The sequence below is a fragment of the Blautia marasmi genome (genome assembly GCF_900258535.1).
In the GTDB taxonomy this organism is placed as follows: Bacteria; Bacillota; Clostridia; order Lachnospirales; family Lachnospiraceae; genus Blautia; species Blautia hominis.
In genome coordinates, this window is sequence record NZ_OIWX01000001.1 from 5,951,498 (window position 1) to 5,976,958 (window position 25,461).

27 protein-coding genes and 1 tRNA gene are annotated in these 25,461 nt (G+C 48.0%); 7 read left to right on the forward strand and 21 right to left on the reverse strand.

Annotated features, from left to right (window positions below; genetic code table 11):
- Positions 1 to 135 precede the first annotated feature (135 nt).
- Both C6P39_RS26270 and C6P39_RS26275 read right to left on the reverse strand, forming a co-directional pair.
- Positions 136 to 816 carry an epoxyqueuosine reductase QueH gene (locus C6P39_RS26270; RefSeq protein WP_104805707.1) on the reverse strand — a complete coding sequence of 227 codons (681 nt, stop codon included), beginning with the start codon at positions 814 to 816 and terminating at the stop codon, positions 136 to 138.
- Between the two features lies 1 nt (position 817).
- Positions 818 to 1,816 carry a 2-hydroxyacid dehydrogenase gene (locus tag C6P39_RS26275; RefSeq protein WP_095172568.1) on the reverse strand — a complete coding sequence of 333 codons (999 nt, stop codon included), beginning with the start codon at positions 1,814 to 1,816 and terminating at the stop codon, positions 818 to 820.
- 270 nt (positions 1,817 to 2,086) lie between these two features.
- On the opposite strand from C6P39_RS26275, the gene C6P39_RS26280 reads away from it, so the two are divergent.
- Entirely contained in the window at positions 2,087 to 2,857 is a 771-nt protein-coding gene (locus C6P39_RS26280; RefSeq protein WP_104805708.1) for an ABC transporter ATP-binding protein, read from the forward strand.
- A 1-nt stretch (position 2,858) separates the two neighbouring features.
- Entirely contained in the window at positions 2,859 to 3,656 is a 798-nt protein-coding gene (locus C6P39_RS26285; RefSeq protein ID WP_369861315.1) for an ABC transporter permease, read from the forward strand.
- A gap of 62 nt (positions 3,657 to 3,718) precedes the next feature.
- Here the strand turns inward: C6P39_RS26285 and C6P39_RS26290 are convergent, their stop codons facing one another.
- The 5 genes from C6P39_RS26290 to C6P39_RS26310 form a co-directional block, all read right to left on the reverse strand.
- On the reverse strand, positions 3,719 to 3,916 hold the full coding sequence (locus C6P39_RS26290; RefSeq protein WP_095172565.1) for a ribbon-helix-helix domain-containing protein: 198 nt from the start codon (positions 3,914 to 3,916) through the stop codon (positions 3,719 to 3,721).
- Between the two features lie 41 nt (positions 3,917 to 3,957).
- Positions 3,958 to 4,944: an SPFH domain-containing protein gene (locus C6P39_RS26295; RefSeq protein WP_416385727.1), complete on the reverse strand. Its 987-nt coding sequence runs from the start codon at positions 4,942 to 4,944 to the stop codon at positions 3,958 to 3,960.
- 205 nt (positions 4,945 to 5,149) lie between these two features.
- Positions 5,150 to 6,088: a lantibiotic ABC transporter gene (locus C6P39_RS26300; RefSeq protein ID WP_095172563.1), complete on the reverse strand. Its 939-nt coding sequence runs from the start codon at positions 6,086 to 6,088 to the stop codon at positions 5,150 to 5,152.
- A 295-nt stretch (positions 6,089 to 6,383) separates the two neighbouring features.
- Positions 6,384 to 7,301 carry a SufB/SufD family protein gene (locus C6P39_RS26305; RefSeq protein ID WP_104805709.1) on the reverse strand — a complete coding sequence of 306 codons (918 nt, stop codon included), beginning with the start codon at positions 7,299 to 7,301 and terminating at the stop codon, positions 6,384 to 6,386.
- Positions 7,301 to 8,041, reverse strand: coding sequence for an ABC transporter ATP-binding protein (locus C6P39_RS26310; protein WP_104805710.1), 741 nt, complete (start codon positions 8,039 to 8,041; stop codon positions 7,301 to 7,303). The genes C6P39_RS26305 and C6P39_RS26310 overlap by 1 nt, the downstream gene beginning before the upstream one ends.
- A 171-nt stretch (positions 8,042 to 8,212) precedes the next feature.
- Between C6P39_RS26310 and C6P39_RS26315 the strand changes: the two genes are divergently transcribed.
- Positions 8,213 to 8,854 carry a tetratricopeptide repeat protein gene (locus C6P39_RS26315; protein ID WP_095173233.1) on the forward strand — a complete coding sequence of 214 codons (642 nt, stop codon included), beginning with the start codon at positions 8,213 to 8,215 and terminating at the stop codon, positions 8,852 to 8,854.
- Between the two features lie 33 nt (positions 8,855 to 8,887).
- Entirely contained in the window at positions 8,888 to 10,111 is a 1,224-nt protein-coding gene (trpB, locus tag C6P39_RS26320) for a tryptophan synthase subunit beta (RefSeq protein WP_104805711.1), read from the forward strand.
- A 113-nt stretch (positions 10,112 to 10,224) separates the two neighbouring features.
- Here the strand turns inward: trpB and C6P39_RS26325 are convergent, their stop codons facing one another.
- The 11 genes from C6P39_RS26325 to C6P39_RS26375 all read right to left on the reverse strand — a co-directional run bounded on the left by C6P39_RS26325 (position 10,225) and on the right by C6P39_RS26375 (position 21,070).
- A complete protein-coding gene (locus C6P39_RS26325; RefSeq protein WP_104805712.1) occupies positions 10,225 to 10,647 on the reverse strand; it encodes a DUF3887 domain-containing protein in 423 nt (140 codons plus the stop codon).
- Positions 10,648 to 10,649: 2 nt separating this feature from the next.
- On the reverse strand, positions 10,650 to 11,966 hold the full coding sequence (locus C6P39_RS26330) for a sensor histidine kinase (RefSeq protein ID WP_104805713.1): 1,317 nt from the start codon (positions 11,964 to 11,966) through the stop codon (positions 10,650 to 10,652).
- Between the two features lie 21 nt (positions 11,967 to 11,987).
- Positions 11,988 to 12,692 (reverse strand): LytR/AlgR family response regulator transcription factor, encoded by a 705-nt coding sequence (locus C6P39_RS26335; protein ID WP_104805714.1) that lies wholly within the window; start codon positions 12,690 to 12,692, stop codon positions 11,988 to 11,990.
- A 135-nt stretch (positions 12,693 to 12,827) separates the two neighbouring features.
- Complete coding sequence (locus tag C6P39_RS26340; protein WP_104805715.1) at positions 12,828 to 14,348, reverse strand: ATP-binding protein; 1,521 nt, start codon at positions 14,346 to 14,348, stop codon at positions 12,828 to 12,830.
- Complete coding sequence (locus C6P39_RS26345; protein ID WP_095172555.1) at positions 14,338 to 15,705, reverse strand: vWA domain-containing protein; 1,368 nt, start codon at positions 15,703 to 15,705, stop codon at positions 14,338 to 14,340. The genes C6P39_RS26340 and C6P39_RS26345 overlap by 11 nt, the downstream gene beginning before the upstream one ends.
- A gap of 45 nt (positions 15,706 to 15,750) precedes the next feature.
- Complete coding sequence (locus C6P39_RS26350; RefSeq protein ID WP_207657155.1) at positions 15,751 to 16,608, reverse strand: leucine-rich repeat protein; 858 nt, start codon at positions 16,606 to 16,608, stop codon at positions 15,751 to 15,753.
- Between the two features lies 1 nt (position 16,609).
- On the reverse strand, positions 16,610 to 17,203 hold the full coding sequence (locus C6P39_RS26355) for a hydrolase (protein WP_207657156.1): 594 nt from the start codon (positions 17,201 to 17,203) through the stop codon (positions 16,610 to 16,612).
- A 20-nt stretch (positions 17,204 to 17,223) separates the two neighbouring features.
- On the reverse strand, positions 17,224 to 18,264 hold the full coding sequence (locus tag C6P39_RS26360; RefSeq protein WP_095172554.1) for an ABC transporter substrate-binding protein: 1,041 nt from the start codon (positions 18,262 to 18,264) through the stop codon (positions 17,224 to 17,226).
- 9 nt (positions 18,265 to 18,273) lie between these two features.
- Positions 18,274 to 19,074, reverse strand: a complete 801-nt coding sequence (locus C6P39_RS26365; protein ID WP_095172553.1) for an ABC transporter permease — start codon at positions 19,072 to 19,074, stop codon at positions 18,274 to 18,276.
- Positions 19,071 to 19,928, reverse strand: coding sequence for an ABC transporter permease (locus C6P39_RS26370; protein WP_104805716.1), 858 nt, complete (start codon positions 19,926 to 19,928; stop codon positions 19,071 to 19,073). Before C6P39_RS26370 ends, C6P39_RS26365 begins: the two co-directional genes overlap by 4 nt.
- A 2-nt stretch (positions 19,929 to 19,930) precedes the next feature.
- Positions 19,931 to 21,070 (reverse strand): ABC transporter ATP-binding protein, encoded by a 1,140-nt coding sequence (locus C6P39_RS26375; protein WP_242987145.1) that lies wholly within the window; start codon positions 21,068 to 21,070, stop codon positions 19,931 to 19,933.
- A gap of 232 nt (positions 21,071 to 21,302) precedes the next feature.
- On the opposite strand from C6P39_RS26375, the gene C6P39_RS26380 reads away from it, so the two are divergent.
- The 3 genes from C6P39_RS26380 (at position 21,303) to C6P39_RS26390 (ending at position 23,239) form a co-directional block, all read left to right on the forward strand.
- A tRNA-Thr gene (locus C6P39_RS26380) sits at positions 21,303 to 21,375 on the forward strand.
- A 125-nt stretch (positions 21,376 to 21,500) separates the two neighbouring features.
- Entirely contained in the window at positions 21,501 to 22,310 is an 810-nt protein-coding gene (gene ku / locus C6P39_RS26385) for a non-homologous end joining protein Ku (protein WP_095172551.1), read from the forward strand.
- Positions 22,307 to 23,239, forward strand: coding sequence for an ATP-dependent DNA ligase (locus C6P39_RS26390; RefSeq protein ID WP_104805717.1), 933 nt, complete (start codon positions 22,307 to 22,309; stop codon positions 23,237 to 23,239). Before ku ends, C6P39_RS26390 begins: the two co-directional genes overlap by 4 nt.
- A gap of 105 nt (positions 23,240 to 23,344) precedes the next feature.
- Here C6P39_RS26390 and C6P39_RS26395 read toward each other — a convergent pair whose 3' ends face one another.
- The 3 genes from C6P39_RS26395 to C6P39_RS26405 all read right to left on the reverse strand — a co-directional run bounded on the left by C6P39_RS26395 (position 23,345) and on the right by C6P39_RS26405 (position 25,453).
- Positions 23,345 to 23,752 (reverse strand): zinc ribbon domain-containing protein, encoded by a 408-nt coding sequence (locus C6P39_RS26395; RefSeq protein ID WP_207657157.1) that lies wholly within the window; start codon positions 23,750 to 23,752, stop codon positions 23,345 to 23,347.
- 5 nt (positions 23,753 to 23,757) lie between these two features.
- Positions 23,758 to 24,282, reverse strand: coding sequence for a flavodoxin family protein BilS (gene bilS, locus C6P39_RS26400; protein ID WP_104805719.1), 525 nt, complete (start codon positions 24,280 to 24,282; stop codon positions 23,758 to 23,760).
- An 82-nt stretch (positions 24,283 to 24,364) separates the two neighbouring features.
- Positions 24,365 to 25,453 carry an oxidoreductase gene (locus C6P39_RS26405; RefSeq protein ID WP_104805720.1) on the reverse strand — a complete coding sequence of 363 codons (1,089 nt, stop codon included), beginning with the start codon at positions 25,451 to 25,453 and terminating at the stop codon, positions 24,365 to 24,367.
- Between the last annotated feature and the right edge of the window lie 8 nt (positions 25,454 to 25,461).

The following is a 25,461-nucleotide window of genomic DNA, read 5'->3' on the forward strand; positions in this document are numbered from 1 at the left end:
TTGGTGCCGTGCAAGAAATTTTTCCATATCACTGCTGCCCCTTTTCCGTAACAGTTCAGACAGGCCTGCGCATTTACTGCGCTGACCGTATGAAAAAGTTGTGCCGGCTTTATCCGGTCCATCGCGAAGCGATTTTCAATGGCTGGATGCATAACCGTTCAGCTTGTCTGAACGGTTACCCTTTTCCGCTTCTCTCTTGTCCCGTTCCCTTTTTGAGAATACACAGCCGCAGAAATCCTGCCGGTACAGGCCATATTCCCCGGAAAGCTCTGTGGAACGCTTATACCCGTTTTTCTTTTTGAAATCTGACGGCAGATGCCGGACATGATATTTCTCTTCCAGCCTTTCTCCTATCTCATTGATCTTTGCCGCATTTTTCAGGGGGCTGATGGACAGGGTTGTGGTGAAATAATCATATCCTCCCTCTGCCGCAAGTCTTGCCGCCTCCTCCATGCGCATTTCATAGCAGGCAAAGCAGCGCCTGCCTCCCTCCGGGATATCTTCCATCCCTTCTGCCATGGCATAAAATTTCTCAGGGCAATACTCCCCTTTTAAAAACTTCGGCTTATGTACAAAGGGCATGGACTCTATGAGCCGCTCAAGCTCCTCCTCCCGCTTCTCATATTCCTTTTCGGGCGAAATATTGGGATTGTAGAAAAAATCGGTTATCTCAAAATACTGTGACAGATATTCCAGCACATAGCTGCTGCATGGAGCGCAGCAGCTGTGCAGGAACAAAGTGGGAACTCTTTCTTCCTTTTTTATCTGTTCCAGGATTTTTTCCAGTTCTCTCTGGTAGTTTCTTTTCCGGTCCATGTTATGATTCCCTTTTCAGCACTTCATTGCTGTTAGTCTCCCCTTTTTCAAATGCAGCCGCATTGTCCAGGGTAGTCTGGGAAATAGCCGCAAGGGCTTCCTGGGTAAAGAATCCCTGATGGGAGGTGATCATTACATTGGGGAAAGAGAGGAGCCTTGCCGTTGTGGAATGCTCCAGGATTTCATCTGAGCGGTCCTCAAATACGTTCTTTGTCTCCTCCTCGTACACATCCAGGCCTACACCGAAGAATTTGCGGGCACGGATCCCCTCGATCAGATCTTCTGTCTTCACAAGTCCGCCTCTCGAGGTGTTGACCAGTACCACTCCGTCCTTCATTTTTGCGATGGTCTCCCGGTTGATCAGGTGGTAGGTGCTGTCCATCAGCGGGCAGTGCAGGGAGATCAGGTCACTTCTTTTAAGCAGTTCATCCAAAGAGACATATTCGGCAAAATCCAGGTCCGGATTCTGGTATACATCATAGGCAATGACCTTCATACCGAAACCGCGGCAGATTTTCGCCATGGCCGCACCGATCTTTCCAGTTCCCACAATACCTGCTGTCTTCTGGTAAAAGTTAAATCCCATCAGGCCGCTTAAGCTGAAATCATTTTCCCGGACTTTTACATATGCCTTATGGATCCTGCGGTTTGCTGTAAGGGCCAGCGCCATGGCATGTTCCGCCACGGCTTCCGGAGAGTAGCCTGGCACGCGCATAACCCGGATGCCGTACTCTCCCGCTTTCTCCAGATCCACATTGTTAAATCCCGCGCAGCGCATAAGGATCAGCTTTACTCCCGCCTCATGGAGCGCTGTCACCGTCTCTGCCCCCACGTCGGAGCTTACAAAAGCACACACAGCGTCAAACCCTTTTGCCAGCGGCGCCGTCTTGGGTGCCAGGTCTGTTTTCAGATAGTCGATCTCTATTCCCGGATAATTTTCCAGTTGTTTATCAAAGGATGCCCTGTCGTAGTTCTTGGTGTCAAAAAATAAAATTCTCATGATTTTGCCTCCTGTTCTTGTCAGATCATGTTTCCGTTACCGGATAGGTTTCCCAATCCGTACTTATTTTATCAATAATCAAAGAAAAACACAAGTGCATCCCATTCCCATATGTCAACCCCCGGCTTTTTATCATATGATACTGTATGTTACGAATTCACAGCCCTGCAATAAATGCGGTGCCGTGGACCGTAACTGCTGATCACCATCCCCAAAAACAGACAGACTCACACCTGCCTGCCAATAGAAATAAGAAAGGAATGACAACTTATGGATACACCTCTTTTAGAAGTAAAAGATGTCAGTTATGCCTATCATACAAAATCCGGTGAAACACCCGCTCTGTCCCATATATCTTTTTCTGTGGAAAAAGGAGAATTCCTGGCGATCGTAGGTCCCTCCGGCTGCGGAAAATCCACCCTTCTGGATATGCTCTGCGGTCTGCTCACCCCGGAAGAAGGCGAAATCCTTCTGAATAAAAAACCGCTCAGTGAATCGGTGACAAATATCGGTTACATGCTGCAAAAAGACCACCTCTTTGAATGGCGCACCATTTACAGCAATGTCCTGTTAGGGCTGGAAATACAGAAAAAGAACTCCCCAAATGCCAGAGATAAAGTCAATCATCTGCTGGCTGATTACGGCCTGGATAAATTCAAAGACTCCCGCCCGTCCCAGCTTTCCGGAGGTATGCGGCAGCGTGCCGCGCTGATCCGCACACTGGCTTTGGAGCCTGATCTGCTGCTCCTGGATGAACCGTTTTCTGCTCTGGATTATCAGACACGCCTCTCTGTGGGGGATGACATTGGGAAGATCATCAAGCGGGAGGAGAAAACCGCCATTCTGGTGACCCATGATATCTCGGAAGCCATAAGCATGGCAGACCGTGTGATCATCCTTGACAAACGTCCCGCCACCATTAAAAAGATCATCCCCATCGTACTCACCATCGATAACCGCACGCCTTTTACCTCCCGCAGCGCTCCGGAGTTCAAAAATTATTTTAATGAAATATGGAAGGAGCTAAACCACAATGGCTGAAATGACTACGATGTCCAGAGGACAGAGGAATTATCTGCGGAAATTAAGGCGTGATTCCCAGATCGTGCGGCTTATCCGCATCCTCATATTCCTGGCTTTTCTGGCGCTCTGGGAGGGCAGCGCAAGACTTGGCCTTATTGATTCTTTTATCTTCTCCAGCCCTTCCCAGGTGGTCACGGCCATGTACCACATGATACTGGACGGAACACTTGCCGTACACACGGGCGTCACACTCTGGGAGACCATTGCCAGTTTCGCCCTGGTCACTGTGTTTGGTATTGCCATTGCGGTGCTTCTGTGGTGTTTTCCGAAGCTTTCCTCCATTCTGGAGCCGTATCTGGTGGTTCTGAACAGTCTGCCCAAATCAGCCCTGGCACCGCTTTTGATCGTGTGGCTGGGCAGCAACATTAAGACCATCATCGTTGCCGGCCTGTCTGTAGCGATCTTTGGGGCGATCCTGAATCTGTACACTGGCTTCTGCGGCACGGACCCGGATAAACTGAAACTGATTTCCACACTGAGGGGCACGAAAAAGGATGCCCTTTTTAAAGTGGTCCTTCCATCCTCCGTACCGCTGATCCTCAGCATTATGAAAGTCAATATCGGCCTCTGCCTGATCGGCGTAGTGATCGGAGAGATGATCGGAAGCAAACGGGGACTTGGATATCTGATCATTTATTCCAGTCAGGTATTCAAACTGGATACCATGATCATGAGCATTGTTATTCTATGTATCATCGCTGCTGTTTTATACAGCCTGATCAACGTAGCGGAAAAAAAATACAGAAAACATTTCTGAAAAACACATGCAAAAAATCCAGGCATACACGGCTCATCAATTGGCCGCTGCCTGGATTTTCTTCATTCTGCCTCCGGTTCCTCTGTGGCGCTTTTCCGACTCCGCTTTCTGTGCTTTACGCATTCGGTCAGCAGATATTCGATCTGGCCGTTGACGGAGCGGAAGTCATCCTCCGCCCACTGGGCCAGGTCATTGTAAAGAGATGCGGAGAGCCGCAGGGGAACCTGTTTTTTTTGCTTTTCCTTCGGTTTGTTTTCCATGAAGGCATCACTCCTGTTACTGTTCACAGTCACTGCCCTGCCTAATACAGGGAACCGCTGTTGACAATGGGCTGGGCATCTTTATTGCCGCAGAGGACAACCAGCAGGTTGCTGACCATAGCTGCCTTGCGCTCTTCATCCAGATCCACGATATCTTTGTCGTTCAATTTCTGAAGGGCCATCTCCACCATGCTGACAGCACCTTCCACAATCTTCTGCCGTGCATCAATGATGGCTGCTGCCTGCTGTCTCTGCAGCATGGCTGATGCGATTTCCGGAGCGTATGCCAGATGTGTGATGCGCATTTCCAAGATCTCGATCCCCGCATCTATCACTTTCTGCTGCAGCTCCTCCTGCATGATACTCGCTACTTCCTGGCTGCTGCCGCGAAGAGAGCGCTCATCTCCGCCTTCACTGGTGTCATATGGATACCTTCTGGCTGCATTCCTTGTGATGGCATCACACTGGATAGACAGATAGTCTTTGTAATTCTCCACATTAAATACAGCCTTAGTAGCGTTTTCCACTTTCCAAATGACAACCGTGCCAATCTCAATGGGATTTCCCAGTTCATCATTGACCTTTTGTTTTTTATTGTCCAGCGTCATGGTCTTCAGAGAGACTTTCTTGTTAGCTTTCGCCTCTGTATTCTTCTGTTCCGCTTCAATCCCCATCCCTTTGAGAACTGTGGAACTGGCGCTGCCCATTGCTCTTACGGTGGGGTTGATACCTGTCACAAAAGGATTCACCCAGTAAAATCCATTCTGGTTCAAGGTTCCGTAATATTTACCGAACAGTGCCAGAACCAGCGCCTCATTGGGATTGATGACCTTCAGGCCCGCAAAACCCACACAGGCCGCACAGAAGATCAGGATCGCCGCTGTTATCCCGATACCGGTAAGCGTGCCGCTGACATCAGAAAGAACCGCTCCTGAAAAGATCATCAGCGCAACACTTCCCACAAGCGCCAGGATCAAAAGAAACAACATACCCATACCTGACATGGGGTGCAGGACTTTTTCCTCCACATTCTTATCCCTTGGACTGATTCCGTCTTTTTCTTCCATGATCATTTCCTCCTCTTGAAAAGACTGCTTGCTGCAGTTATTAATTTGATATCTTTTTGATATCATCATAATACTATATTATTCCTATCTTGTCAATGAAAACCTCTCTCTGTGTAAAAAATAAGACCATCTGCCCCGTTTCCGGTTTTCGATGGTCTTGTTTCTTTTATACCTCTTCCAGTATATCAATCGTATTCAGTTTGTCACTGGCTTCCTCTTCCTTATGTCCCACCGTTCCGGCAACCATATAATAGCCGAACTTGGAATCATAGAAAAATTCTTTTACCAATGAAAATCCCTCAATCTTCCCTGTGCTCTCCACATGCATCAGGGGGCCTGTACAGGAAATGACGTCATCTCCGATCTTCACATGCTCCTCGTCATAATAGGTGATAGGCAAATCCCGATCTATAAGCTCTTTCATCTTCTTCTCAATCTCCACCAGGTCAAAATTCTCCGGTTTTTCCGAGTAATCCAGCATAAACCCGTGGCGGATATCAGCCCGGACATAGCTTGGCCGCTCAATATCTCTCACTACATAGCCGAATAGATCCTCCGCACTGTGTGCCATTTTCCTGTAGATCAGGGATTTGAACACAATATCCGCAATATTCTGCGGCAGCGGGCCGAACAGGGACGGCCGCGTCACAATGACCTCCTCGCCAATCCCGATCATCAGATCCGCATTCCTTTTCAGGATCGGATACAGGATCTCAAAATGCTCCACGATCACTCTCTTGTGCTGAGAAGTCACCCTTATGATCGCCTCAGCGATGGTCTCCAGCTTCACATATTTTCTTGCTGCCCTGGCATCCACATGGAAGGTCCGGGGGGTATAGAATCCCACATCATCCGCATTCAAAAGGGGCATGTTGGTAATGTCGTATTCATCGTCCCCGTCCACAACCTGGATTCCCGGAAACATCCCCTGGATCATCATACTTTTTCCGGAGTCCTTGGCACCGATAATGCCGATGATACGGTCAAACGGGTTTAAATACATCTGGGAGATCTTTCTTCCCAGTTCCATCATCCTCCGGTTCCCTCTTGGTGCAAAGAAAAAATTATACAGATTGCACTCATGGCGTACATTGTTGTAAATCATAAAAACCTCTCCCTATAAATATGTTTTTTGTTCCCCAATGGCAACACGCCGCTGTTACTAACCCAACTATAGCACAAAACCGGGCAGTTGTATACGGTTTTGTCCCGTATACCTGCCCGGCTGTTACTATTCAGGTTACTGTACACAGGCCACTGTACCGGGAGGCGTTTTCATGCCGGAAGCATGAAAATCCCGAGGCAGCCAGCGCGATATGGGGCAGAATGCTCCATATCTGTGCATCGCGAAGCGTGTTACTGGACACGGAGTGTACAGTAACCTGTAATCTTTTACTGTTTTACTTTAAGAAACCATTGATGATCTGGGCTTCCGCCTCTTCCTCTGTAAGGCCCAAAGTCATGAGTTTAACGATCTGCTCTCCCGCAATCTTTCCGATGGCTGCCTCATGGATGAGCGCCGCGTCGGAGCTGTTGGCGGTTATCTCCGGAATGGAGCTGATCTTAGCGTTCCCCACAATAATGGCATCACATTCTGTATGGCCGCTGCACGCTGCATTTCCGTTGAGCACAGACTGGAAAAGCTGGCGGGAATCATCCTTCGCCACGGAACGTGATATAATATTGGCACCTGAATCCGCTCCGTCCATATCCACAATAAAACGGCTCTCCGCATCCTGGGTCCCGTGGGTCATAAGGCGCTCCATCACCTTCAGGCTGGCGCCTTCCAGCAATTTTGCCCTGGTCATGCGCTTGGTGGAATCCACACCTTTGATCTGCACGGTGTCCATCTCCATGACACTGTTCTCCCCAACCTCAATGATGGTCTCAGGGTTCATAATGCGCTGGCCTTTGCCGTCCCCGCTGCCGTAATGCTTCTCCACATATTTTACTCTGGAATTCTTTCCGATGAAAAAGCTGTGGATCCCGTCGTGTTTGCTGGATGCGTCTCCCCCGTTGTGGATGCCGCAGCCTGCAATGATGGTCACATCACAGTTGTCCCCCACATAAAAGTCATTGTAGACCACTTCCTGAAGCCCTGCCTGGCTCATGACCACCGGAATGTGGACACTCTCCTTTTTTGTACCGTCCTTGATGCGGATGGTAATCCCGTCCCCTTCTTCCCGGGTGGTGATCTCTATATGTTCCGTACTGTTTCTGCCTTCACTCTTTCCGTTTGCCCGGATGTTGTAGGCTCCCACCGGGATTTCATGCAGCCCGGCAACTGCCTCTAATAACTGTTTCTGTATTGCGTCCATTATTTCACTCCCCCGTCCTTCCAGATTTTACAGCCGGAATAGTCATCCACGCCTTCCAGCAAAGCGGGAAGCACTTCATCCTTGCTTCCGCGGCTCACCAGTTTTCCTTCCGCGATCACCAGGATCTCATCCGCAATGTTCAGGATCCTCTCCTGGTGTGAAATGATCAAAATGGAGCCGTGGATCTCTCTGTGCATATTCTCAAACACATGGATCAGGTTCTGAAAGCTCCACAGGTCAATACCGGCCTCAGGTTCGTCAAATACGGACATCCTGGTGCCCCTTGCCATGACCGTGGCGATCTCAATCCTCTTCATCTCCCCGCCGGAAAGGCTTGCATTGACTTCTCTGTTAATATAGTCTTTTGCACACAATCCCACCTCTGAAAGGTACTGACAGGCTCCGGAGACCGTAATGTTTTCCCCTGACGCCAGGCGGATCAAGTCAAGCACCGTTACACCTTTAAAGCGCACCGGCTGCTGAAACGCATAGCTGATACCTTTTCTCGCTCTCTCCGTTATATTTAAATCCGTGATATCCTCACCGTCCAGATAGATCCTGCCCTCTGTGGGCTTCTCAATACCGGCAATGATCTTGGCCAGCGTTGATTTTCCGCCGCCGTTTGGCCCTGTAATGGCAATAAACTTGTTGTCTTCCAGAGTGAAACTTACGCGCTCCAGAATCCCTTTTTCTTTTGTCTCCTCTTCCACCTTGAAGGAGACATCCCTCAGCTCCAGCATTTTTCATTTCCTCCGATGTCATCTTCATCATTTTATGTTTATAAATCCCGGTTCCTATGTTATAATATCAACAATGGCCGAATGTTACAGGCGCCAACCGTGGATTTAATTCCTACAAAAACAGTACACTATATTACAAAATTTGTCAAAAGAAAAATGGAGATATTTTCAATGGACGCAAAAAATATGGATTTTACCCTGGAAGAACTGATGATCCTGGCTGAAAACGGTCAGAAGGATCTGCAGTATGCTGTGGGCTATTACTATGAAAACGGAATACACACCCTGGTGGATTTCGCCCAGGCAGCCCGGTGGTATGAAAAAGCCGCCGAGAAAGACCATGCGGACGCACTGCTGCATCTGGGATTTCTCTACGCCCAGGGAAAAGGCGTGGACAAAGATGACCGAAAAGCCTTTACTTATATCAAACGTGCTGCTGAGACCGGCAGTAAAAATGCCCAGTATAACCTTGCCAGATGTTATGAGGAGGGAATCGGAACAAAACAGGATTACGAAAAAGCCTTTGGATGGTACAAAAAAGCCGGGGAACAGGGCGATTACCGGGCCATGTGCTGCATGGGCGGATATTTTTTAAGCGGTCAGGCTGTGCCCGAGAGCACGCAGCGGGCATTCCAGCTTTTTGAAAAGGCAGCAAACGCCAATATCCCTGCCGCACAGTACAATCTCTCAATCCTCTACCGGTACGGGGAGGGTGTGGAAAAGGACGAGGCGAAGGCAGATCTGTGGCTGGCCAAAGCAGCACAAAACGGCTTTAAACTGGCAAAGGATGCCCTTAACGGCCAGCAAGAATAAAATTTTTGAATGCACATAAAGGAGAAAACAACCATGGAAGTAGATTACAGAACTTATCTGAGACATTACCCTGACAGAAACGGCCGCTTCGGCCCTTATGGCGGTGCTTACCTGACCGAAGAGCTGGTTCCGGCTTTTGAGGAGATCGCGGATGCGTACCAGACCATCTGCCATTCCTCCCAGTTCATCAGCGAGCTGCGCCGCATCCGCAAGGAATTCCAGGGAAGGCCCACGCCGGTCTATCACTGTGAGCGCCTTTCAAGGACCATCGGCAACTGCCAGATCTATCTGAAAAGAGAGGATCTGAACCACACCGGAGCCCACAAGCTGAACCACTGCATGGGCGAGGGACTGCTGGCCAAATTCATCGGCAAAAAACGTCTGATCGCAGAGACCGGAGCCGGACAGCACGGTGTAGCCATCGCTACGGCGGCGGCCTTCTTTGGATTAGAGTGTGAGGTGCACATGGGTGAGGTGGACATAGCTAAACAGGCTCCCAATGTTACCCGCATGAAAATCCTGGGCGCCAAAGTGGTTCCCGTCACACACGGAAATAAAACTCTGAAAGAAGCGGTTGACTCTGCCTTTGAATCTTATGCGAAAAATTATAAGGACTCCATCTACTGCATCGGTTCCGCAGTGGGCCCCCATCCCTTCCCTCTCATGGTCAGGGATTTCCAGTACATAGTGGGCGAGGAGGCCAAAGAACAGTTTAAGGAAATGACAGGCCTGCTTCCCGACGTGGTATGCGCCAGTGTGGGCGGCGGCAGCAACTCTATCGGCATGTTCGTTCCTTTCGTGGATGACCCTGTGGACATTGTAGGTGTGGAGCCTCTGGGCAGAGGCACAAAAATGGGCGACCATGCTGCCTCCATGCAGTATGGGGAAAAGGGTGTCATGCACGGATTTGAGAGTATCATGCTGAAGGACGACAAGGGCGAACCGGCTCCTGTATACTCCATTGCAAGCGGTCTTGACTATCCTTCTGTTGGACCGGAACACGCATTCCTCCGTGACCTGGGCAGAGTGCAGTACGATACCGTCAGCGATGAGGAAGCCATGGATGCTTTCTTCAAGCTGTCCCGCACAGAGGGTATTATCCCCGCAATCGAGAGCGCCCACGCAGTTGCGTACGCTATGCGCAAGGCCAAAGAAATGAAACAAGGCTCTATTCTTGTCAATTTAAGCGGACGCGGTGACAAGGATATTGACTATGTGGTAGAACATTACGGTTATGGGGAACAGTTCTTTGAATAAAGACTGACTGCGTTTCCCCACAAAAGCCAAAATGCCGTTATCTGTAAAATGCCGCCTGAACAGCCTTACTGAGAAGACTGTCCGGGCGGCATTTGCCACATATTGCGTATTTTCTATTTGACGTAAAATCCGATACACTTCATAGCTGAATCAAAGGTAACGGTGTACTGGGCTTTTCCATCCTCATATTTTACCAGAAGCACTGCCACCGCGTAGGGTTCCTCCGTATCCTTGTCCTGGCCTCCCGTCACACTTACCTTTTCAAAAGATTCAAACTCCCCCAGCTTATCAAAGACATAGTCCAGATTTTCCTGGAGCTGTTCAAGGGCGATTGCCTGCCGCATGACCGGGGCAAAAGTATCTTCGTATACACTCTCCAGTTCCCCGGAATTCACCTGGCTCACCATGGTTTCCGCAGCTTGTCTGACCTCATCCTCATCAAATTTGTCGGAAAGACTGCTTCCGCATCCTGCCGTGAGGACGCCCAGCATACAAACCACACAGAGCAGAAGACCCATTTTCCGGATTTTTTTCATTGTCATCCTCCCCTTTCCATTTCCTTTTGTTCTTCCGGTATCATGATACTAACCTGAAACTCTCTGTCTGTCTGAGAGATTTTCATGGTCCCCTCATATTTTAAAAGAGCACTCTTCACATTCTGCAGTCCCAAGTGCTGATGCCTCTGTACCGCTTTCTCTTTCTTTTTTCCTTTTGAGTTTACCATTTTGATCACAAGAAAAGAGTGGATGTTTTGTATTTGGAGGGAAAAGTATTTCGATCCCCCATCCCCTATGGCCTCCACTGCATTATCCAGAAGATTTGCGAAAATGGTGGTAATATCAATCTCCCGGATCCTGTCCAGGCACCTGTCACAGATATCCAGCTCCAGTCTTGTATCCCGCATGGATTCCTGTCCCAGCTTCTCATTTAAAATGATATTCAGCATCCTGTTGTCCGTATACCAGGTATGTCCCGTCTGATTCAGCAGATGAAATACATCCTCTGCATAGGTCTTTGCCTTTTCGGTCTCTCCGGTTTCATAGAGACGGGCAACCGCCTGCATATGGTTTTTGGCGTCATGTATGGCCTTTCTGGAACTCCGGTAACTCTCCTCCAGAGTTTTATAGTGCTGGTAAAGCAGCTCTGACTCCTGTTTGTAGAGCTTCTCATCCCTGAGTGCCCGACTTCCCTTTCCTGTCTGCCTGAAAAGATATAACAGCATCAGATTAACGGAAAATATCAGGATAATATTCAGTATCACCAGACCGTACCCATACCTGAGCACAAAGAAATCCGCACTCATCCAGATGATGGATATCATAAATACAACAGAAAATGCGGGAAGCAGCAGAAAGAAAAAATATTGGGATTTATAGTAGAAAAATCTGTTGTCCTCCTCATCCTCCTTTTTTAACACTGTTATCATGAAAAAGGTCCAGAAAAACTCCGTAAACCATTTGATCAGGAGAAGGATCAACTGCATATTGTCGATCTTCTCAAAACCCACCCGTATGAGATTTACTGTAGTTATATTTGTAAAGATCCACTGTACTGTATAGACACTTGTGATCTGGCAGAGAAAATATCCGATACAATATACCAGACAATAAAAGTATGCCGGTCCATTTGGCTTAAACAGTAAGGTTTCCAAGAAAAATACAAGCAGTATCACGGAAAAAACAACAAACCAGTCACTCCGCGATAACTGCGTCAGCAGACAGAAAAGTGCAAACACCACGTAGGCTGCCGGATAAATCCATGCTTTTTTCAGACGGCGCTCCCCGATTCGATTCATAAACCAATAAAACAAAAACCCCAGTACAGACAGATCCGCTGCTGTCAGAATATCATTCATTATCCTGCTGCCACCTTCTTCCTACCTCATTTTATCTGCCAGATATAGACTGAGTTTTTCTTTGAACTGCACGGCCTGTTTTTGGGACAGCGGGATCCATTCACCATTCATCATAAGGATTTCATATCCCCTGATATTTTTCACATGGTACAGGTTCACCACAAAACTTTTATGAGGAACCGAAAACCCGTATTGAGCCATCCTACCGGCAATATCTGATATCTTTCCCCGCATTTCATGGATCGCATCCTTTGTCTTTATAAAAATGCGCCGGTTCTGATACTCAAAATAATAGATCGCGTCCACGGGAAGCCGTACAAGACCCTCTGCTGTGGTAAACTCCATCTGCTTTACCTCAGGCGCCTCCTCCTCCTGCCAGAGCATGGCATCTTCCACCTGCTTCCATACCTTCTCCTGCTTCACAGGTTTTAGAAGATATCCAAAGGCATGGACAGAAAAAGCTCTGCCTGCATACTCCTTATAAGAGGTCACATATACGATTTTCACTTTCCTGTCATGGGCGCGGATCCTCCTGGCCGTTTCAATCCCGTCTATGCCCTTCATGTCAATATCCAGAAAGATCATGTCATAGATACGTCCGGCGCCAAGCAGTTCCTCCCCGCTGCTGTATCCATCCACACAGAGTCCCTGCTTTGGATAACTCTCTATCAGTCCTCTTAAAAAAGATACCGCAGTCTCATCGTCATCACACACTGCTATACGCATCTTTCTCCTCCTGTTGTCTTTATCTGTTTTTTCATTATATCCCGATCCCTTGTCCCACTCAATCCATTCTGCACAGGGTATGGAAAAAGGTACATAAGATGTAACCGTTTGCAGACCCATCGGGAGCCGGTCAGATCATAGATCCGTCTCGATATCATCCAGCTCTTTTAAAATACTCATCTGTTCCTCTTCAAAGAGCAGTTTTTTATTATACCTGTAATAACTGTCACATCCGTTTTCACTGATAAACCGGATGCTGTAGGGATTTGTGTTCAGTTCGGTGATGAAGATAACCATCTCCTGGCTGTCCCCAAATGCCTGCTCCAGAAAATCAAAGGCATTTTGCAGCGCGCTGCCAATCTCCTCTATAAGGTTTTCCCGCTCTTCGGATTCCCGCCTGAAATGCCCGGCTGCCCCTGAAAATATTTCTTCCCAGGCCAAGCCTTCCCTCTCATATGCCTCCGTCTCCTTTTGACGGGCTTTTAAAAACTCCATGATCTTTACGGCCCCATGACGGGCGGGCGTTGTAAACTGGCCTGCATTTTCTTTCCTGTCATATTCCTCCTGCTCCCGCCCAAGGATGGCTGTCAGGGACCCGGACGGGGAATTGCCTTCTTCCATCTCTCGTTTCCAGTCCTTTAACTTTTCATAGAGGACTGTAACATACAGATCTCTCTCGTAATATGCATAGAACCCGGTTCCCAGGCGGCCTACAAGCAGCCCCACCACACTGAATCTCTCATCAAAGGATGCCTGCCTCAGCTTATCCACCGCAAATTTTTCAAAACGGCCTGCCAGCACCTCCTCGATCTGATAGTCTGTCCTGTATTTCTCAAAAAGTTCCAGATAGTTGGCAAAATCCCTGGCTGCCTTCCCGTGTTGGATATACTGTCCCACCACTTCCCTGTCAGCCCGCTTTCCCAGCTTTTCATAGGCATAGAGGAACTGGGATAAATCCTCCCATCCTCTGGCTGTGGCGAACATACGCCCATCCACACCGGTCTCCATGCGGTAAAAATTTTCTTTATGGATATCCAGGTAAGAGATCACGGCGGGATGGATGCCTGCACTGTAGGCATACTCCTTCCACACACCGAAGTCCTCCTCCACGTCGATCCTGCGGATTCTGTCAAGAGTCACCACATCAAACTCCCGGACCGATTTATTGTACTCCGGCGGATTTCCGGCTGCCACGATCATCCACCCCTTTGGCACAGACTGGTTTCCAAAAGTCTTGCACTGCAAAAACTGCAGCATAGTGGGGGCAAGGGTCTCTGACACACAGTTGATCTCATCAATAAAGAGAATCCCTTCCCTGATCTTTGTCTCCTCCATCTTGTCATACACAGAGGCGATAATTTCGCTCATGGTGTATTCTGTCACAGAGTGGACCTTTCCGCCATAGTCCTTCTCTTTGATAAAAGGAAGCCCTACAGCGCTCTGCCTGGTGTGATGGGTAATGGTATAAGATACCAGATTGATCTCACATTCCCTGGCGATCTGCTCCATGATCTGTGTCTTTCCGATTCCCGGAGGACCCATGAGCAGAATGGGGCGCTGCCGGATGGAGGGAATACAGTATTCCCCATATTCGTCCTTGATCAGATACGCCTCAATGGCGTCCTTAATTTCCTGTTTCGCTCGTTTAATGTTCATCCCTGATTCCCTCTTTGTATGCCTCCATTTCCTCCTGGTCCAGATAGATCTTAATGGCCCAGGGGGGCACGTCTACTTCCTCAAATTCTTTCTGCATCAGCACAAAAGCTGTCTCATACCGGGGCATTTTCCGGGGATAGATCCCTTTGCCGTCGGTGAAATACAAAAGCCCTTTCAGGCTTGTGAACTCTCTCTTTGCCAGAAGCTCCTCCACGTAGGTGAATACCGGCCTGAAATCCGTTCCCCCCTGGCCTAAAAGTTCCAGATGTTCCATATAGGCCTCCAGTTCCTCCCCGGAGGTGATCTTGTCATCACACCTCACAATCTCGTCGCACTGGATCAAGTGGATATTGATCTTCCTGAAAAAACTCTCCGTCTCCCTCAGAATGGAATACGTCTCTTTCAGAAAGGCCTTCACCAGCTCACCGGAACAAGACATGGAGGTGTCAATGGCAATGACAAATTCCTCCACCTTTTTTACCTCCCGGCTCTCCTGGGGCTCAATGAGAGGCATATTGCCGTACAGGGAAAGCCCATAACTGTAGAACCCGTAATCAAAAGAATCCGGGTCGATCTGCTGTTCTTCTTTCAGCACGGCAAATTTCTGCAGGAATCTGCGGTAATCATAGGAATCCCTGTTCTCCACCTTGATCTGCTCCAAAAGCCCCTCCGAGGCTCCCGTGGCGCTGTCCTGTCCAAAACTCTGCAGTTCTGTCTCCATCTTATTGCGGATGTCATCCCAGTTTTCTTTTGGCCTCTGGTTTGGCGTCTTTCTTTTCCCGCCGGACCAAAAGCTGTGGTCGTCCACATAAAATTCTCCTCTGAGTTGCTGAAGCCGCTCAAGGTCCGGACTCTCCTCCAAAAGAGCGGTAAAAACGCCTTCCGCGTTAAGAACCCTGCGCTTCCGTCCAAGTACCGCGTAAGTCTCCCTCCGCAAAACAGACGCGGGGCGGCGCACACAGTGCAGGGGGATACTATCGATCATTGCCTCACTGGCAATATCACAGGAGACCTCCCACAAAAGATCCGCCAGATCTTCCCCAAGCAGTCCGCAAGCCCTTTTTTTCCTTCGCCGCACATCCTTCCACGGATGGGCAAATATACAGTGAAACACCATATGCAGATACGCCCGGTTGACTTCCCCGCGTCCCCGCCGGTACAGGCCGCCCAAATACGCCGGATCATAGTATAAGTAAACCCCGTCTGTTCCCAGGGTCTCCATCTCCGGATCCTGCACATAAGAAAACGCGGCAAGGGCCACATCCAGAAAACGCATGTGCAGATAAAGCTCGCTTTTGGAGGCTGCCAGAATTCTGACGCACACTTCGTTGATTCGTTTTTCCATTTCCTGTGCCATATCTCTACTCCATCTGTAACGGTTGGGTGCCTTCACCGTTACGTGTTAAAATTCAAAGGACTTTACGATCCTGCCAAACCGCTTTCTCTTCTCATCCATCAAAAGACTCACGGCCTCTGTCTGTCCGATCCGGGAAGCCCGGTACAAAAGCCGCTCCATCTCGTCAGATCTCTGCAATACTTCTTCTGCCAGATAAGACAGGGCGCTGTGCCAGTCCTGTTGTTTCAGGAAATAATCTCCCGTCTCCTCCAGATGCTCTCTTACATACGCGGCATACGCTAATTTTGCCTTATCCTCCAGTTCATAGGGATACCTGAGACGCCCCATGGCCATAGGGATCAGGATCTCAGATTTTTCATATACCTTTGCCACCTCAAACAAACTGTCATAGCGGTGATAATCCACACGTTTTTCTGTAAAACACTGGCGGTAGCGGTATCCGGAACCATGAAAATGTGTCTCCAGGATCCTGGCCGGTGTGTTCTCCACACCCTCCTCATAATATTCCGGGAATACCAGTCTGGCGCTGTCCTTTGTCCCCCTGAACGTGATCACCGCAAACACCTCGTGAAAGGTTTCCGCTACCACATCTGTTATACAGCTTTTAGCGCCTTTCTCCATGAGGACCTGTAGCTCCCTCAGCGCAGAACAACCGGTAAAGGAACCGCCGCCGATACGCTTCAGGGAATCCGTGAACGAGAGACGCCTTAAATTTCCACAGCCATAAAAGGTGTAGTTCCCAATTTCCTCCACACCGTCCGCAATCTCCATCTCCTCTGCACCCAACAGAAGTTCCTGCTCTTCTTTTGTCCTTCCCTCTTTCCAGGGGGAATAATAGTAAGCAGGCAAAAAGGATGCTTCCGCATCCCTTTTGCCCTTATTCATCTCATATTTATCATTCATATCACTGTGCTGCCAGCTCTTCACACTCCCGGGCCACGGAAGCTTCACAGGAACGCATAGCCAAGATGGTCTTGTCAAATAACTCTGTCAGTTCCCAGCCCAGCATCTCGGCACCGGTCTTGATCACGTCTCTGGAACAGCCGGCTGCAAACCTCTTGTCCTTGAATTTTTTCTTAACGCTGGACACTTCCATGTCCATGACACTTTTGGAGGGACGCATTTTTGCTGCTGCCCAGATCAGACCTGTAAGCTCATCGGAGGCAAACATGATCTTTTCCATAAGATGCTCCGGCTTCACCTCAGAACAAAGTCCGTATCCATGGCTTACCACTGCGTGGATAAGCTCGTCCTCCGCATTGATCTTGGCCAAAAGCTCCGGCGCTTTCTTGCAGTGTTCCTCCGGGAACTGCTCAAAATCCACATCGTGCAGCAAGCCTGCCAAAGCCCAGAAATCAGCCTCATCCCCAAATCCCATCTCCCCTGCATACCAGCGCATAACGCCTTCCACAGTCAGAGCATGGAGGATATGGAATTCCTCTTTATTGTATTTTTTCAGAAGTTCTAATGCTTTCTCTCTTGTCACTTTTGTCTGCATTGTATGTACCTCCTTTTTCCTTAGTCACATGCAGCTTTGAATTCTGTCCAGTTTTTCTCATAAGCCTCATTGGCTTCCCCGCTCACGTTCTGCACAATTTCGCCTTTTGTCACAGAATCCGGAACGACCAGGTTGGGATTCACCAAATCATCGGCTGCCTGAGTGGTACAGTAATATCCCAGTGCATTAAAGCATTTAGCGGCAACTTCCGGTTCCAGAATGTAATCCAGGAATTTGTACGCATTCAGTTCATCCGGCGCATTTTTTGGAACAAACAGATTCATGATGCCAAATCCCAGGCCTTCTTCCGGGTAAACCACCTTCAGATCCGGGTTCTCTGCCAGAGCTGCCGTCACCTGGGAGGTGTAGAGATATGCAACGGCTGCCTCACCGTTTAACAGGGCGTTCTGAGTATCACTGTCCTGGATCATTCGGATATTGGGAGCCAGCTCTTTTAATTTTTCCCCGGCCTGTTCAATGACCTGTACGTCTTCCTCATTCATGGATTTTCCCATGGTCTGAAGTACAAACCCATTGACAGCGCGATAGCTGCCGATCATGGCGATCTTATCTTCCAGTTTGGGATTCCACAAATCCTCATATCCCTTGATCTCAAAGTCTATCTGTTCCGGGTCGTATACGATCAGAGGAATACCAGCTCCGTGAGGAATGGTATATTCATTGTCCGGGTCATAGAACTGACTCTGGTACAAGGGATTGATATTCTTTAAATTACCGATTTGTGATGTGTCCAGCTTTTTAGCCAGACCGTTTTTCACGATCTGCTCAATAATGTAGTCATCACCCACAACAATGTCATAGTCTTTTCCGTCTGTCTGCTGGATCTTTTCCAGCATGGTCTCATTTGTATCAAAGTTGGAACTTATGATCTTGATCCCGGTCTCTTCCTCGAAACCATCCAGGACCTCCTGGGGGAAAAGGCCCTCCCAGGTGTAGAGGACCAGTTCCTTGTTGTCATCTTCCTCTTTCTCACCGCATCCGGCAAGCATGGAAGCTGCCATTGCAAAACACAGTGTAAGGGCTGCTAATCTTCTCTTCATATTATTACCTCATCTTTCTGAAAGTTCTCCCCGTCTGCGTTCCTGCCTCTTCTGCAACAAAGCAGAAATGCCCAGGACCAGTACGATGGCCGCTAAAATTATGGTGCAAAGCGCATTGATCTCCGGCGTCACCCCTGTCTTTAACTGTGTGTAAACTTTCACCGGGAGGGTGTTGAGCCTTGGACCGTTTACAAAAATACTGATGACCACATCATCAAAGGACATGGCAAATGCAAGCAGGCTTCCCGACAGGACTGCCGGCATGATCAGCGGCAGTGTTATGTCAAAAAAGGTCCGGATCTGAGATGCCCCCAGATCCCGGGCGGCCTCCTCCAAAGACCTGTCAATTCCCACAAGCCTTGCCTTCACCATCATAAATATATAAGGAATACAAAATGTAGTATGCGCAATTACCAGGGTTGTCATACCAAAAGGCAGGTTTAATAAGGAGAAAAAGGCAAGAAATACCATGCCCAGAATGATTTCCGGGATCATAATGGGAACCGTGGACAGATACTCCATCATGCCTTTTGTCTTATAATCCGCCCGCGCCATCCCCACAGCGCCCAGGGTTCCGATGACTGCGGAGATTGCGCAGCTTATGACACCCAGAAGTATGCTGTTGAAAAGCGCCTCTTTGATATCCCTGTCGTGCCAGAGCGTTTCATACCATTTCAAAGAAAATCCTGTAAAGCTGGCTGTCAGCTTGGACTCATTAAAGGAAAATATCACCACCATCACAATGGGGAGATACATGATGAGCAGCAGGACCGCCAGATAAATGCCTGACAGCTTATGTTTTTTTCTCAAAAGAATCCCTCCAAATCTTTTACATGGGTTATTTTCCGGTACAGGTAGATCATTATGGAAGTAAGTGCCATGAGCACCACTGCCAGGGCCGCTGCAAAGGGCCAGTTGCTGCCTCTTGTGAGCTGGTCCTGAATGACGCTTCCCACCAGAACGATTTTATTTCCTCCCAGAATATCTGCAATAAAAAACAGTCCCATGGACGGCACAAAGGACAGGATCACACCTGTCAGGAGTCCCGGCAGGGTCAGCTTCAGCGTAACGGTCATAAATGCCTTCGCACGGCTGGCGCCCAGATCCCTTGCGGCTTCCACCAAAGACCAGTCCATTTTTTCCACGCTGGAATACACGGACAGGACCATAAAGGGCAGCAGGGCATAAATCATACCAATGACCACTGCAGGGTAGGAATATAGGATCTTCAGAGGCTCCTGGATTATGCCCAGCTTCATTAACAGCGTGTTAAAGACACCTTTCGCCTGGAGCAGGATGATCCATCCGTACATACGGATCAGGGAACTGGTCCAGAAAGGCACCATGATCAGCAGCATGATCCTCTTCTTCCATTTTGCGGACTGCTTTGCCATAAAGTATCCGAAGGGATATCCCAGAAGCGTAATACAGATGGTACTGGTAAACGCAAGCTGGAAAGACTGGGTAAAACTTTTTAGATAAACAGGGTCTGCTATCTTTTTATAATTTTCCAGGGTGAATTTCCACACGGTTCCCCACCCGTCGCTGTTTGTGGCAAAGCTCAGTGCTATCATATAGAGCAGGGGGCCTGCCACAAAGACCAGGGTGAAGATATAGAGGGGCGCAACCGTCAGAAACAGTCCTGATTTTTTCTTTTTTTCCATCCTCATGCCCCCTGTGCCGCTTCATCCATATCCACAAAGACAGCGTGTTCCGGTTCCCATCCCACACAGACTTTCTGGTCCACGGTCAAATCCGTATCTATACCGTAATGGCTAGCAACCACTTCCTTGCCGTCCTCCAGTTTAAAGACCATGTGAAGCTGTCCGGCATTAAAGGATTTATCTGTGATCACTGCCGGAAGGCCCTTTTTGCACTGACGGCAGACTTTGATATTTTCCCTTCTCACCGCCACCACTGCCCGGCCGCCTTCTTTCAGGCCGTCCACCGTTTTGGCTGTAATGAGGCGGCTGTTCACACGGATATCTGTCAGCTCCCCATCTATACGCTCCACAACACCGGAGATAATATTGGCGTTGCCCACAAAATCTGCCACATAACTGGTCTTTGGGCGGTTGTAGATCTCATCCGGGGTTCCGATCTGCTCAAACTGCCCGTCCCGCATGACCACAATACGGTCTGACATATTGATCGCCTCCTCCTGGTCATGGGTTATGTACAGGAAGGTGATGCCCAGCTTTTTCTGCAGGCGTTTCAGTTCTGTCTGCATGGCTCTTCGCAGTTTTAAGTCCAGGGCGCCCAAAGGCTCGTCCAAAAGCAAAAGCTTGGGACTGTTGATCAGAGAGCGGGCAATGGCAACTCTCTGTTTCTGCCCCCCTGACAGTTCTGAGGGCATACGTTTTTCATAACCGGAGAGCTGGACCAGGTCCAGCATTTTTCTCACTTTTTCTTTGATCTCATTCTTGGGAACCTTGCGGATTTTCAGGCCATAGCCAATGTTTGCCTCCACATTCATATGGGGAAACAGGGCGTAATTCTGGAACACGGTATTTACATCTCTCTGATGGGGTTCCAGCAGGGTCACATCTCTGCCTTCCAGAATCACCTGGCCTTTATCCGGCATCTCCAGCCCGGCGATGATGCGCAGGGTTGTGGTTTTTCCGCAGCCGGATGCGCCTAAAAATGTAATAAACTCCCCTCTTTCAATAGAGAGGTCAATGTCCCGGAGCACATCTGTGGTACCGAAACTCTTACTGATTCCTTTTAATTCCAATAACTTATCTTTTCCCGCACCTGTCCGGTCCAAATCTGCGGGATTTTCCTGCGGGTGTCGTATATCGTTCATGTAGTGTCCTTCTTTATCTTAATAAACTATCTCTGGTATATAATGGCACAAATGTTCGGAGTTGTCAATTACCGACACGTAATTCAGAGAGAATTCATCCATTTTGCGAACAGATTTTCCTTTGACCACTGACCTAAAATAATGCCCTGTGCAAAATATAGGACAAAATTTGTAAAAAATAGTTGAAATTTTCTCAAAATCGTGTATAATATCATTTGTGTGTGAAACACAAGCTGGAATAGCTCAGTCGGTAGAGCACTTCACTCGTAATGAAGGGGTCGTGAGTTCGAGTCTCATTTCCAGCTTTCAGGAATCCTGTATTTATGCAGGGTTCTTTTTTTGCCGTCACGGTTACAGTGCCGGCCATTTTTAACCAGTTTTAATTTTTATGTATACAGTAAATACTAAAAAGAAAAAGGATGTGGAAAAAATGGCAGCACAAAAAGCAGCAATCTCATTTGGGTTAGTTCATATTCCTGTGGCGCTCCATACAGCGACGCAGGATAGTGATATACACTTTAACCAGCTATGTAAGGAAGATGGATCAAGAGTCAAATACAAGAAGGTTTGTGCCAATTGCGGTAAAGAAGTGGGAACACAGGATATCATAAAAGGTTTCGAGTTTGCCCCGGGGCAATACGTGACAATGACGGATGCCGATTTTGAGAAAGCCAAGACCGAAAAAGACCGCACAGTGCAGATTATACATTTTGCCGATTTGAGCAGCATCCCCCCGGTATTCTATGACAAGACTTATCATGCAGTGCCGGAACTGGGTGGTGACAAGGCCTATGAATTACTTAGGCGGGCAATGTATGAGGAGAAAAAGGTGGCAGTTGCAAAAGCAGTATTAGGACAATCCGAAAAACTTCTCGCGCTGATACCCACCGCGGAAGAAATTCTAATTGAGACTATGTTCTTTGCAGATGAAATTAAGGAAATGCCAAAGGACATTGCTCATCCGGACCTAACTGAGCCGGAAATGAACATGGCAAAAACCTTAGTGAATTCTATGGTACAGAATTTTAACCCCGAGCAGTATCATAATGAATATCAGAAAAGGTTAAGAGAAATTATAGAAGCTAAGATCAATGGTGAGGAGATCACTGCAGCCCCGGAAGAAAGACCATCAAATGTGATCGATCTGATGGAGGCATTGCAAAAATCACTTAATCAGGTAGGTACAAACGGAGACAATACCCCGCCTAAAAAACGCAGGACCAGGAAAGCCACAGCATGATTGATTTTGAGACCAAAAATGTCAAACCAATGCTCATTGGACAAGAGGGGAATGCGTTCGATGATGATGCGTATATTTATGAGCTGAAATGGGACGGCGAAAGATGCATTGCTTATTTGGACCCAAGCGGCAAAACGGAGTTGAGAAATAAACGAAATGAAAAAATGTTACTGAAAGTGCCGGAGTTAAAAGAATTATGGACACAAGCCAGAGAAAAATGCATTCTCGACGGTGAACTGATGATATTAAAAAATGGCAGGCCTGACTTCTTTGAGATCCAACGCCGCAGTCTTACAACGAATACATTTAAAATTGAACTTGCGTCAAAACAGTTTCCCGCTACATTCGTTGCGTTTGATATCTTGTATTATAAAGACAGGGACGTAACGGCACTACCATTATCGGACAGAAAGGTTCTTCTGCAAAAAGCCTTCTCGGAATCCGAACGGTTGGTTTTATCAAGATATGTGGAGGGCAATGGTACAGCCTTTTATCAGATGGCAGAACAGCAGGAGTTAGAAGGGATAGTTGCCAAGCGAAAGGACAGTCTCTATATACAGGATAAACGCACGAAAGACTGGATAAAAATAAAACGGATGCTGGATGATGATTTTATTATCTGTGGATATATCCAAAAACAAAATAATATGATCAGCCTTGTTCTCGGTAAATATAAAGATCACGTTATCGTCTATGAAGGACATGTAACAATGGGGGTAGGAACCGATACGTTAGCGCAATTGCTAAAATTACCATCCGGTTATCCTCCCGCCGGTACGCCGGGCGGTCATGGAAATGAGGAGGCAGTCTGGGTACAGCCGAAATTAGTAGGTGTAGTGAAATATATGCCCAGAGTGGGAAGTGACGAAAGACATCAATCGGTCTTTAAAGGGCTGAGATATGATAAACGTCCGGAAGAATGTCTGTGACGAAATCAAAGCCCCGGCTCTGTGCCACCAAAATCTGATCATTGGAGGCAAGTACAGAGCCGGGGCTATATTATGCTGTCCGGTGAGAAAGGTCACGGTTCATTTCTAACTGTTTTTCACAAATTCCGTTCCACATTTCGGGCATCGCACACTCACCTTGCCCTTTCCCTTGGGAATGCGGATCTTTTGTTTGCAGTTTGGGCAGGAGAAAATGTGGTAATCCTTTCTCTGCTGCTGGATATACTTTTTCTGGCCGAAAAAGTGACGCACCTTATTCTCAACAGTGAGATATTTCTGATTCTCAGCATAACGCTTTGTAATATTCCTTGAAAACATCCTGATGTATATAAATACAATCAAAAGGATCTCCCAGGAAGTCAGCAGTATGGAAACATATCCATTCCTGATGAACATATTGATAACAGCGCAGACCAAAAGTACGATCAGCATAAACTGGTTCAGCCTGTCCGTGCCGTAACGTCCTGCCATAAACTTTGCAAATTTTTCTTTCATGATCGTCAAATTCCATCCTTCTCTAATGATTCATATATTCCGCTGACAAACTGGCGGGCATGCTCCAGGTCATCCATATCGGGATGCAGCATAGCCATATCAAAGTTCCGTATCATGGCATCCACCTGCTTATCATTGCCACCATTTCTCATGCGGTTGTATTTTTCCCTGACCTGGATAGGCATCTTCCCCTGGCAGATAAAGGCACCCAGATATTCATTGTCATCCTCTATGAAGACCCGGATATTCTCCTCGATCTTTTTAAAGTATTCCGGGCTTTCTCCCATTCCGCAGGTGCCGAACAATACAATCTTCTTTCCCTGCAGGGATCCCAGGTAATCCAGCACTTCCACGCTGGCACTTCCCCTGTCCGTCCAGAAACCGATAAAATAAATGTCCGCCATATCATAGTCTGTCTGCCCGTCCAGCCGGGCAATGTCCTTATCTGAGCCCGGCACTGCTGCAAATATGGCCTTTGCCAGCTTCTCCGTATTGCCCGTTCTGCTTTTATACAACACCTGCGTCTTCATGTGGTATCATCCTCTCTCATTTTTACGATATATTCATAATAACACGATGAAAGACAAATAGATATTTCCTGTGTCTTAAAAATTATAAATTGTCTATAAATTCCTTTTTCCGCTGCAGATTTTTCCTGAGGATTTTTCTTCCGGTGCAGGTATCCGGGTTTTCACACCACAGACAGCGCCTGCAGTGCAGACATTTTCCGGTATCTCTGCCTTCCATGGCGTCCTTGGCCCAATTGTAGTTCACAATGATCCCCCTGGCAATATCCACCATATCCACATCGGTACGCTCCAGAATGTCCTGTGCCATTTCAGGGTCCGTGATCCCATTTACCGCGAAAACGGGAACCGAAACGGCGCGTTTGATTTGAGCTGCCGCGTAAATACATGTTTCATAGGGAAAATCCACGGGAGCTTTTGGGTCATCCTCACCGGAAAAACCATAGGATACATCAATAAAATCTATGCCTTCCTTTTCCAATATCTCCGCATGTCTGATGCCATCCTCAAGCCTTGGCTCAAAGCCTCCCAGGCGGATCCCCACCACAAAATCCTCCGGAACCTTCTCTTTTATGACACGCAGGATTTCCACTGCAAACAGTTCCCTGTGTTCTCCGTATACATCCTGTCTGCGGTTTACCCAGCGGTTAAAAAATTCGCACATGAGATATTGGTGGCATCCGTGCAGTTCCACACCGTCATACCCTGCTTTCCAGGCACGGACTGCCGCATCTGTAAACGCCTGCTGGACTTTATGTATCTCCTCTGCAGTCATCTCTTTCCCGATTTTTTTGACACCGTCCTTGTAAAAACTGTAATCACTGGGACAGGCCAGCTCTCCATCCAGGCCTGAGACACCTGCATGATGGATCTGGATAAAGATCGGGCATCCTTCTTTATGTACCGCGTCCACGATCTCCGACAGTCCCTTTATCTGGCCATCCTCCCAGATACCAAGCTGGTTAGAAACAAGTTTTCCGCTCCTGTCCACACATGTGGCTTCCTGTATGATCAGTCCTGTCTGCCCTTTTGCCACATTTCGGTAATGCTCCACATTTTCCTGTGTTACATAGCCATCCTCTGTGCCCCAGGCATAACATACCACCGGCGGAAAACAGATTCTGTTTTTTATCTTCACCTTTTTTATCTGTAATGGTTCAAATAGTTTTTTCATAGCCAACC

Excerpts from the sequence above, each read along its gene's own strand:
- C6P39_RS26270 (WP_104805707.1), bottom strand. The coding sequence starts at position 816 with ATGGACCGGAAAAGAAACTACCAGAGAGAACTGGAAAAAATCCTGGAA.
- C6P39_RS26275 (WP_095172568.1), bottom strand. The coding sequence starts at position 1,816 with ATGAGAATTTTATTTTTTGACACCAAGAACTACGACAGGGCATCCTTT.
- C6P39_RS26280 (WP_104805708.1), top strand. The coding sequence starts at position 2,087 with ATGGATACACCTCTTTTAGAAGTAAAAGATGTCAGTTATGCCTATCAT.
- C6P39_RS26285 (WP_369861315.1), top strand. The coding sequence starts at position 2,859 with ATGACTACGATGTCCAGAGGACAGAGGAATTATCTGCGGAAATTAAGG.
- C6P39_RS26290 (WP_095172565.1), bottom strand. The coding sequence starts at position 3,916 with ATGGAAAACAAACCGAAGGAAAAGCAAAAAAAACAGGTTCCCCTGCGG.
- C6P39_RS26300 (WP_095172563.1), bottom strand. The coding sequence starts at position 6,088 with ATGATTTACAACAATGTACGCCATGAGTGCAATCTGTATAATTTTTTC.
- C6P39_RS26305 (WP_104805709.1), bottom strand. The coding sequence starts at position 7,301 with ATGGACGCAATACAGAAACAGTTATTAGAGGCAGTTGCCGGGCTGCAT.
- C6P39_RS26310 (WP_104805710.1), bottom strand. The coding sequence starts at position 8,041 with ATGCTGGAGCTGAGGGATGTCTCCTTCAAGGTGGAAGAGGAGACAAAA.
- C6P39_RS26315 (WP_095173233.1), top strand. The coding sequence starts at position 8,213 with ATGGACGCAAAAAATATGGATTTTACCCTGGAAGAACTGATGATCCTG.
- trpB (WP_104805711.1), top strand. The coding sequence starts at position 8,888 with ATGGAAGTAGATTACAGAACTTATCTGAGACATTACCCTGACAGAAAC.
- C6P39_RS26325 (WP_104805712.1), bottom strand. The coding sequence starts at position 10,647 with ATGAAAAAAATCCGGAAAATGGGTCTTCTGCTCTGTGTGGTTTGTATG.
- C6P39_RS26330 (WP_104805713.1), bottom strand. The coding sequence starts at position 11,966 with ATGAATGATATTCTGACAGCAGCGGATCTGTCTGTACTGGGGTTTTTG.
- C6P39_RS26335 (WP_104805714.1), bottom strand. The coding sequence starts at position 12,692 with ATGCGTATAGCAGTGTGTGATGACGATGAGACTGCGGTATCTTTTTTA.
- C6P39_RS26340 (WP_104805715.1), bottom strand. The coding sequence starts at position 14,348 with ATGAACATTAAACGAGCGAAACAGGAAATTAAGGACGCCATTGAGGCG.
- C6P39_RS26345 (WP_095172555.1), bottom strand. The coding sequence starts at position 15,705 with ATGGCACAGGAAATGGAAAAACGAATCAACGAAGTGTGCGTCAGAATT.
- C6P39_RS26350 (WP_207657155.1), bottom strand. The coding sequence starts at position 16,608 with ATGAATGATAAATATGAGATGAATAAGGGCAAAAGGGATGCGGAAGCA.
- C6P39_RS26355 (WP_207657156.1), bottom strand. The coding sequence starts at position 17,203 with ATGCAGACAAAAGTGACAAGAGAGAAAGCATTAGAACTTCTGAAAAAA.
- C6P39_RS26360 (WP_095172554.1), bottom strand. The coding sequence starts at position 18,264 with ATGAAGAGAAGATTAGCAGCCCTTACACTGTGTTTTGCAATGGCAGCT.
- C6P39_RS26370 (WP_104805716.1), bottom strand. The coding sequence starts at position 19,928 with ATGGAAAAAAAGAAAAAATCAGGACTGTTTCTGACGGTTGCGCCCCTC.
- C6P39_RS26375 (WP_242987145.1), bottom strand. The coding sequence starts at position 21,070 with ATGAACGATATACGACACCCGCAGGAAAATCCCGCAGATTTGGACCGG.
- ku (WP_095172551.1), top strand. The coding sequence starts at position 21,501 with ATGGCAGCACAAAAAGCAGCAATCTCATTTGGGTTAGTTCATATTCCT.
- C6P39_RS26390 (WP_104805717.1), top strand. The coding sequence starts at position 22,307 with ATGATTGATTTTGAGACCAAAAATGTCAAACCAATGCTCATTGGACAA.
- C6P39_RS26395 (WP_207657157.1), bottom strand. The coding sequence starts at position 23,752 with ATGAAAGAAAAATTTGCAAAGTTTATGGCAGGACGTTACGGCACGGAC.
- bilS (WP_104805719.1), bottom strand. The coding sequence starts at position 24,282 with ATGAAGACGCAGGTGTTGTATAAAAGCAGAACGGGCAATACGGAGAAG.
- C6P39_RS26405 (WP_104805720.1), bottom strand. The coding sequence starts at position 25,453 with ATGAAAAAACTATTTGAACCATTACAGATAAAAAAGGTGAAGATAAAA.